This is a genomic window from Pseudovibrio sp. Ad37, from assembly GCF_001623075.1.
GTDB lineage: Bacteria > Pseudomonadota > Alphaproteobacteria > Rhizobiales > Stappiaceae > Pseudovibrio.
In genome coordinates this window covers 135,513-144,006 of record NZ_LMCF01000096.1, presented here as the reverse complement: position 1 = coordinate 144,006, position 8,494 = coordinate 135,513, and the positions used below count along the sequence as shown (strand labels likewise).

6 protein-coding genes and 1 pseudogene are annotated in these 8,494 nt (G+C 52.6%); 3 read left to right on the top strand and 4 right to left on the bottom strand.

The window, feature by feature from the left end:
• Window positions 1-169: 169 nt before the first annotated feature.
• The 3 genes and pseudogenes from PsAD37_RS16045 to PsAD37_RS16035 all read right to left on the bottom strand — a co-directional run.
• Window positions 170-361 (bottom strand): annotated as a pseudogene (locus tag PsAD37_RS16045) (transposase); the annotation flags it as partial.
• Between the two features lie 35 nt (window positions 362-396).
• Window positions 397-609, bottom strand: coding sequence for a transposase (locus PsAD37_RS29585; protein ID WP_369327096.1), 213 nt, complete (start codon window positions 607-609; stop codon window positions 397-399).
• 275 nt (window positions 610-884) lie between these two features.
• The gene (locus PsAD37_RS16035) at window positions 885-1,238 is read right to left on the bottom strand and encodes a YbaN family protein (RefSeq protein ID WP_057466196.1); all 354 of its coding nucleotides are present in this window, start codon (window positions 1,236-1,238) and stop codon (window positions 885-887) included.
• 279 nt (window positions 1,239-1,517) lie between these two features.
• Between PsAD37_RS16035 and PsAD37_RS16030 the strand changes: the two genes are divergently transcribed.
• Window positions 1,518-2,267 carry a DUF502 domain-containing protein gene (locus PsAD37_RS16030; protein ID WP_063297010.1) on the top strand — a complete coding sequence of 250 codons (750 nt, stop codon included), beginning with the start codon at window positions 1,518-1,520 and terminating at the stop codon, window positions 2,265-2,267.
• 1 nt (window position 2,268) lies between these two features.
• Here PsAD37_RS16030 and recG read toward each other — a convergent pair whose 3' ends face one another.
• Complete coding sequence (gene recG, locus PsAD37_RS16025) at window positions 2,269-4,371, bottom strand: ATP-dependent DNA helicase RecG (RefSeq protein WP_063296998.1); 2,103 nt, start codon at window positions 4,369-4,371, stop codon at window positions 2,269-2,271.
• Between the two features lie 177 nt (window positions 4,372-4,548).
• Between recG and PsAD37_RS16020 the strand changes: the two genes are divergently transcribed.
• Window positions 4,549-4,854: a succinate dehydrogenase assembly factor 2 gene (locus PsAD37_RS16020; protein WP_063296997.1), complete on the top strand. Its 306-nt coding sequence runs from the start codon at window positions 4,549-4,551 to the stop codon at window positions 4,852-4,854.
• 83 nt (window positions 4,855-4,937) lie between these two features.
• A complete protein-coding gene (mfd, locus tag PsAD37_RS16015; RefSeq protein ID WP_063296996.1) occupies window positions 4,938-8,426 on the top strand; it encodes a transcription-repair coupling factor in 3,489 nt (1,162 codons plus the stop codon).
• Window positions 8,427-8,494: the final 68 nt, after the last annotated feature.

The following is an 8,494-nucleotide window of genomic DNA, read 5'->3' as shown; positions in this document are numbered from 1 at the left end:
AGCTACCGCTTGCGCGGTCACACCAACCTTATTCCAGAGCATATAAGAGCCAACGCATCAATAACTCCTCCACCACCACCCAAACGTCGCGGAAGACCACCTAAAAAGGAGAACTAGACCTAAAAAAGGCTGGTCACCAAACCTCAAACTGGGGAAATTTGACCCTGCATTGATACCGCTTCAGTTCCTTCAGCTGTTCTGTGCCCATCCCGCCGTACTTCTTCTTCCAGCGATAATAGGTTTGTTCTGTCACACTGATCTGTCTGATCGCATCAATCCGGGCCATTCCTTGCCCCATCAGAACTTCAACCTGCCGTAACTTCACGACAATCTCTTCGGCCTTAGGTCTCTTAATCGCCATCATTGGTCCTCCGCTTTCCTAACTATAAGGGCGGATCACTTCAAAGGGGGAGGCTCAAGGACACAGCGGAGTTGCATATCTCCGGCTTTGGAGAACCGGCCTGGGTTGTCAGTTTCCCCTGGCTGAAACCGCCTTGGCGTTAGACCAAAATGAGCCGCAGCCGTTCGCAAACTCTTGAACCGCTTAGAGTCATCTACAGCAGCAACAAGCGAGAGTGTAGTCTGGGCCAACTCCGGGGGGACCTCCATCACTCGCAAACACACCATATTGATGCTTGACGCGTATTTGACGCATTTGTCCAGTTCTTGATATGTGTGTAGCAAAGCGAGCCGCATGTCCAGAAGCGGAATCAGTGAGAAGTTTAAATCCGTTTGAACCTCGAAAAGTGGTGGGACTGTTGCATCAAAGTGGGTGAGTTTTATCCGCACTAGCAGGCGGATGCAGTAAATCTTCAGGAACCTCGACTTTACTTGCCAATTGGATGCACTTGTTCAGGCAAGTCTTGTTTACGAGGTCGAGACTTTCAAGTTGCCAGTGGTTTGGAGGGGCGGCTGGCAATGTAGGCGGCTATGGCGCACATCATGAGGGCGACTGCTACGGCGAGCAGGATTGTTGGATGTGACATTTTCAGGAACATCAGGTAGCCAAAGATCAGGCCTGTGAAGGCAAAAAATTTTGCTCTTTTGGGGATGACCTTATGTTCCTGCCATTGGATGACACTTGGTCCAATCTTTGGATGTGTCAGGATCCAGTTTTCCAGACGTGGGTTGGATTTTGCAAAGCAACCTGCTGCAAGAATGAAGAAAATTGTTGTCGGCAGCAACGGTAAAAAGATGCCAACGATCCCTGTGGCCACTAAGGCTAATCCAAGCGTCATATAGAATAGCTTCTTCACAGAGAGCTCCACTTCCGGCAAGCATGATATGCCTTATACGCCGTGTTGGTGAGTGCTGACAATAGTGGGAGTTTGGCTATTGGCGCATCAACCGGCGACCATGGCTAACATATCCACCCTCTTAGATGAGAAGCATGAATTCTTTTTCAAGAGGAACTTGCAAAACCGACAAAATACACTAGTTCGTAAAGAAGCACGGATATACCTGCGCCTTGTCGCTGATATAAAGCGGAAGGTTCCCGAATTATGAAAGTTTGGCCGATGGGATCTGACGGGGATAAAAAGCCAAAGCGCGTTGGGTTTATGACGCGGCTGCGGAACTATTTCTTTACTGGCCTTGTGATCACGGGTCCGGTTGGTATTACGCTTTATCTGAGTTGGTCATTGATCCAATTGATTGATGGTTGGGTAAAGCCCTTCCTGCCATCTATCTACAATCCAGATAACTATCTGCCGGTCGAAGTTCCGGGTTTTGGATTGTTTGCTGCATTGCTGGCAATAACGGTGATTGGTTTCCTGACAGCTAACATTGCGGGGCGCTCGCTCATCAGCGTTGGCGAGTCCATTCTTGGCCGGATGCCATTGGTGCGTAACCTTTATTCTGCGTTGAAACAGATCTTTGAGACTGTTTTGAATGACAGTGGACGTAACTTCACCAAAGCAGGGCTGGTTGAGTATCCGCGCAAAGGTTTGTGGGCGATTGTGTTTCTTGCCACGGACACCAAGGGTGAAGTTGCCGCGCATCTGGAAGAACAAGCGGATACGGTTTCTGTCTTCTTGCCAACCACGCCGAACCCGACCTCTGGTTTTTTGCTGTTTGTGCCGCGCGAGGACATCATCGAGCTTTCCATGAGCGTTGAAGATGCCGCAAAGCTGGTGATTTCAGCTGGCCTTGTCAGCCCGGAATATCCGAAGCTGTTAGAGGGCGAGGATAAAAAGGCTGTTGAGGCGCATCAACGTAAGAAAGCTGGCAAAAGCGGCGATGGTCCAGAGACTGTCGCAGCTGAATAGGTCAGCCTGCTCTGAGCAGTTTGATAGCTTCGTCTCTGGCGAAGAGGTACAGGAGGTGGCGCAAGGCGTCGCCTCTTTCTGATTCAAGCTCAGGATCTGTTGCCAGAATAAGCTTTGCATCATCACGCGCGATCTCCATTAAATCGGCATGATCTTCAATGGAGGCGAGCCGGAAGCCCGGTGTGCCGGACTGACGAGTGCCCAGGAGCTCGCCTTCGCCGCGCAGGCGCAAGTCTTCCTCGGCAATGAGAAAACCATCATTGGTTTGGCGCAGGATGTTGAGGCGGGATGCTGCCGTTTCATTAAGGGGGGCTTTGAAGAGGAGCAGACATGAAGAGGCTAGACTTCCACGGCCAACGCGTCCTCTGAGCTGGTGCAGCTGCGCAAGGCCGAAGCGTTCGGCGTGTTCAATCACGATGATGGTTGCGTCCGGGACGTCAACGCCAACCTCGATCACAGTGGTTGCTACAAGTACGCGCGCGTCACCATTTTTGAAGGCGTCCATGGCGGCTTGCTTTTCATCGGCCTTCTGACGTCCATGAACAAGAGCGACGACCGGGCCGAGGGCGTTTTGCAGGTCGTTGAAGCGTTCTTCGGCAGCGGCGAGGTCGATCTTTTCTGACTCTTCCACGAGCGGGCAGACCCAATAGATCTTTTGCCCCTGTGTAATCATTGCTTTCAGGCGGTCAACAACCTCACCAATGCGATCCAGCGATATGGAGACGGTTTTGATTTCCTGTCGGCCTTTGGGCTTATCAGTCAGGCGGGAGACGTCCATATCTCCGAAGAAAGAGAGGACCAGCGTGCGCGGGATTGGAGTTGCGGTCATCACAAGCACATCCACGTGGGCGCCTTTGGAGGACAGAGCCAGTCGTTGGTGGACACCAAAGCGGTGTTGCTCGTCTACGATCGTGATGCCAAGGTCTTTGAAATTGACCGTTGATTGGAAGAGCGCATGAGTGCCGACAATTAAGTCGATTTCACCTGCTTCCAACGCTTCGCCAATCTCGCGTTTAGTTTTGGCCGTGTCTTTACCTGATAAAACAGCGGTGCGGATGCCTGCTGCATCGCACAGAGGTTTCATGGAGGCGTAGTGCTGGCGGGCCAGAATGTCCGTTGGAGCCATCATAGCGGCTTGAGCGCCTGTCTCAATAACAGCTGCCATTGCCATGAGTCCGACGACCGTTTTACCTGAACCAACATCGCCCTGAAGCAGGCGCAGCATGCGGGTTGGCTCTTCCAGATCAGCGAAGATCTCTTTCAGCGCTTCTTCCTGACCGCCTGTGAGTTCGAACGGGAGGGCTGCAAGGATCTTTCGGCGTAACGAGCCGTCGCCTTTGCGGGCTTTGCCGCCCATGTGGCGCAGAGAGTTGCGTACAAGAGCAAGAGCTAGCTGGTTTGCCAGAAACTCATCGTAAGCGAGGCGTTCGCGGGCTTTGCCTTCTGGTGCCAGATCTCTGGCATCTTCTGGTTTATGTATGGACCGCAAGGCAACATCAAACGGCGGGAAATCGCGTTGTTCTATAAAGGGCTGGTTTTGCCACTCAGGCATTTGCGGGAGAAACTCAAGAGCGGTGCCCATTGCACGTTGGAGCGTTTTGGAAGCAAGGCCCGCTGTCATTGGGTAAACAGGCTCTACGAGCGGCAGATTTTCAGCTTCTTCCTCAGAGACCATGTGATCTGGGTGCACCATTTGGGCACGGTCGTTAAACCATTCGACCTTGCCAGAGACGATGCGCTTCTCACCCTCGGGCAGCGTGCGATGCAAGAAATCTCCGCGTGCGTGGAAGAATACCAGCTCAATGGCTCCGGTCTCATCATGCGCGAGAACCTTATAGGGGGCACGGCTGCCGCGTGGAGGTGCGCGGTGCTGGTCTATGTGGAGCACAAGCGTCACGATTTCCCCCTCAGGGGAGCCGGAGACACCTGGGCGCAAGCGTCGGTCGATAACATTTACCGGAACATGGAAGAGCAAGTCGGAAATGCGGGCGTCGCGGTCCGGACTGCCGACAAGCAGGTTTGTTATGGTCTTCGCAATCTTGGGGCCGATACCCGGAAGTTTGGTGACCGAAGCGAAAAGAGGATCAAGGCGAGTAGGGCGCATACCATATAGACCAGAACGTGAACAGCAGATCTGATCTGTGCCATGTTCTTGTGATTTGTGCAACGCCCTTAAGAAAACACTGACAGATGAAAATAAGGGTTGTATACAGGCGAAACATTTTGGCCCTATCTATTTGCAGATAGTGACAAGGATCAGCGACCTTCTAAGGAAACTACGATGGATCAGAGTGCGCAGAGCGAAGATCAAAACGAGAACATCGAGCTGGATAACCGCCGTAAACGTATCATTTTCCGCTGTCACCATCGTGGCATGAAGGAAATGGACATCATGCTTGGCGGCTACGTTGAAAAGCACATTGTTCAGATGAGTGATGAAGAGCTGGACGAACTGGAAGTGTTCCTGCAGCATCATGATCAGGATCTCTTCTCATGGTTTATTGGCACGAAGCCGGTCCCCGATGAAGCGAACACAGATCTCTTCCGCAAGATCCTCGATTACTACAAGGACAAGGCTGGAAGCTGAGTGCGTTGTGACCTCTGGTTTGCTGTAGATCAGGTGTCTGTTATTGCCCGCCGACGATTTGAAATAATAAGGTTGCCCCTCCCGTGTTTGAAAGTTTGCTCAAAAAAAGTGAAAACATCACGCTAGCTTCCGTTCCTGATGGAGCAGAAGCCTACGTGCTTTCAAAGGTGCTTGCTGAAGTTGAGGAGGGCGGCCTTGCGCTGACTTATGTTGCGCGGGATGCAACCCGTATGGCGGCGCTGACAGAGGCTCTGGGGTTCTTTGCGTCTGATGTGGAAGTGCTTCAGCTGCCTGCATGGGATTGCTTGCCGTATGACCGTGTTTCGCCTCATGGAGCGATTGTTGCGCGCAGGTTGCTGACGTTGCTTCGGCTGGCAAAGGGACTGCCGAAGAAAAAGAAGTTTGTTCTGATCACAACAGTGAACGCGGCTTTGCAGCGGATGCCTGTTCGTGAGTGGACGGCCAATCATATTCTCTCGTTTATGCCGGGCAACCGTATCAATCCCGACAAGATCGTTAAGTGGCTGGAAGTCAACGGCTTTGCCCGCACGCCAACAGTGCGTGAAACTGGGGAGTATGCTGTACGCGGCGGCATTATTGACCTGTTTTCTCCAGCAACCAAAGAGCCTGTGCGTCTGGACTTCTTCGGGGATACGCTGGAGTCCATTCGTTCCTTTGATACGGATAGTCAGAGAACGCTGGCTCAGAAGAAGGGTCTAACGCTTGTTCCTATGAGCGAGATCATTCTTGATCCTGAAACGATTTCGCGGTTCCGCCGTAACTATGTGACTGCTTTTGGAGCCGCTGGGCCTGAGGATGTTCTCTATCAGTCCATTAGTGAGGGGCGGCGTTATGCGGGGATGGAGCATTGGTTGCCTCTGTTCCATGATAACCTTTCTACCCTGTTTGATTACATTGGTGAAACGCCAGTTGTGCTGGATGCCAGTGCTGAGGACATGATCAAGGAACGCCTTGAGCAGATTGAAGAGCATTTTGGTGCGCGTCAGGACGGGCTCAACAACAAAGCGCTTTCCTCTGGTGTGCCGTATAAACCTATTCCACCAGTTGCCATTTATCTTCAGGACACCCAGTTCAGCACATTTGTGGCAGACAGGGCTTCTGCTCAGTTATCCCCGTTCGCTATGCCTCCGGGCACGGGCAAGACTGCGATTGATATGGGGGGGCGTCAGGGACGGAACTTTGCGGCTGAACGTGCTGCGGGTGATGTAAATATTTTTGATGCGCTTTCCAAGCATGTGTCAGCTCTTGCTAAGGATGGGAAGAGGGCGGTTCTTTCTTGCTGGAGTGAGGGTTCTCGTGAACGGTTAACCCAAGTTCTGAGCGATCATGGATTGGACCGCACTGGATATGCGGGCAATTCTGCTGAGTTGGGCAAGGTACCCGCTGGGCTGACGGCACTGATCCTTCTTGGGCTGGAACATGGCTTTGAGATTGATGATCTGGCCTTCATAGGGGAACAGGATATCCTCGGTGACCGTCTGGTGCGTCAGCGTCGGCGGAAGTCCAAAGGGGCGAATTTTCTTACTGAGGCCTCTGCTCTGGCCCCCGGTGATCTTGTTGTGCATGTGGAGCATGGTATTGGCCGGTTTATCGGGCTGAAGACCATTGAGGCTGTTGGGGCGCCGCATGACTGTCTTGAGCTGCAATATGCAGGGTCGGACAAGCTTTACCTTCCTGTCGAGAACATTGAGCTACTGACGCGCTACGGTTCAGAAGATCAGGAAGTTCAGTTAGATAAGCTTGGCGGCGGGGCATGGCAGGCCCGTAAAGCCAAGATGAAAAAGCGTATTCTTGAGATTGCCGATGGCTTGATTAAGATTGCGGCAGAACGTGCGTTACGAACTGCTCCTGCGATTACGGCTCCTGAGGGGGCTTATGATGAGTTCACTGCGCGGTTTGTTTATGATGAGACCGATGACCAGATGAGCGCCATTGAATCTGTGTTTGATGACATGGCATCAGGGCGTCCGATGGACCGGCTTATCTGTGGTGATGTGGGCTTTGGTAAGACGGAAGTTGCTCTAAGAGCTGCGTTTTTGGCGGCGATGTCTGGGAGGCAGGTGGCGATTGTGGTTCCGACCACGTTGTTGGCGCGTCAGCATTACCGGACTTTTGCGGATCGTTTTAATGGATTGCCGATTGAAGTACGGCAGGCATCGCGACTTGTCCCCGGTAAGGAGCTGTCTGAGACCAAGAAGGGTCTGAAAGAAGGGGCCGTCGATGTTGTTATCGGGACGCATGCGCTCCTGGGAAAAGCAATTGGTTTCAGGGATCTGGGTCTTCTCATTATCGATGAGGAACAGCATTTTGGTGTGAAGCATAAAGAACGGTTGAAAGAGCTGAAAAGTGATGTTCACGTTCTTACCCTCTCTGCGACCCCGATTCCTCGTACCCTACAATTGGCACTGACGGGCGTTCGGGAGCTTTCCCTTATCGCGACACCGCCGGTGGACCGTTTGGCTGTACGCTCGTTTATATCCCCGTTTGACCCGATGGTTATCCGCGAGAGCTTGCTGCGTGAGCACTATCGCGGGGGGCAGAGCTTTTATGTGTGTCCGCGCGTGTCTGATCTGGCAGAGGTGAGGGCGTTCCTGGAAGAGAATGTGCCTGAAGTTAAAGTGGTTTCTGCGCATGGGCAGATGCCTGCCGGGGAGCTGGATGACATCATGAACGCCTTCTATGAGGGTAAGTTTGATGTGCTTTTGGCAACCACAATTGTGGAGTCCGGATTGGACATACCAAACGCGAACACTTTGATTGTGCACCGTTCAGACATGTTTGGTCTGGCGCAGCTTTATCAGATCCGTGGGCGTGTGGGACGGTCCAAGACGCGGGCTTATGCACTGTTCACTGTTCCTGCCAACAAGACGCTGACACCTACTGCTGAGCGCCGCCTTAAGGTCTTGCAAAGCCTTGAGAATTTGGGTGCTGGCTTCCAGCTTGCGTCACATGATCTGGATATTCGCGGAGCGGGTAACTTGCTTGGGGAAGAGCAGTCCGGGCATATTAAAGAGGTTGGATTTGAGCTTTACCAGCAGATGCTGGAGGAGGCGGTTGCGCAGCTGAAATCTGGCGGTGAGGACTTCCAGGAGGACAAGTGGTCTCCACAAATTGCCATCGGTACGCCTGTTCTTATCCCCGATACGTATGTGCCGGACCTTCAGTTGCGGCTTGAGCTTTATCGCCGTCTGGCGGATCTCATGGAGCTTGAAGACATCGATGGCTTTGGGGCTGAGATGATTGACCGCTTCGGGCCACTTCCTGAGGAAGTTCAACACCTTCTGAAGATTGTCTACATCAAGGGGCTGTGCCGCAAAGCGAACGTTGAAAAGATTGACGCTGGGCCGAAGGGCATCGTGATTGCCTTCCGCAATGGCGAATTCAACAATCCGGCTGGGCTGGTATCCTACATCGCGGAACAAACTATCCTCGCCAAGATCCGCCTAGATCAGAAGGTGGTGCTGACCCGTGATTGGCCGTCTGCGGATGATCGGTTGAAGGGAGCCGCTGCTGTGTTGATTAAGCTCTCACGGCTGGCTGAAAATGCCTGATTTTTTTGTCTTAAATGGCTCATTTGCTGGGGTTTTTATGAAATCCCAGCGTTGCGTCGCTATGTGCG

Coding starts and splice junctions, on each gene's coding strand:
- PsAD37_RS29585 (WP_369327096.1), bottom strand. CDS start 609: ATGGAGGTCCCCCCGGAGTTGGCCCAGACTACACTCTCGCTTGTTGCT.
- PsAD37_RS16035 (WP_057466196.1), bottom strand. CDS start 1,238: ATGACGCTTGGATTAGCCTTAGTGGCCACAGGGATCGTTGGCATCTTT.
- PsAD37_RS16030 (WP_063297010.1), top strand. CDS start 1,518: ATGGGATCTGACGGGGATAAAAAGCCAAAGCGCGTTGGGTTTATGACG.
- recG (WP_063296998.1), bottom strand. CDS start 4,371: ATGCGCCCTACTCGCCTTGATCCTCTTTTCGCTTCGGTCACCAAACTT.
- PsAD37_RS16020 (WP_063296997.1), top strand. CDS start 4,549: ATGGATCAGAGTGCGCAGAGCGAAGATCAAAACGAGAACATCGAGCTG.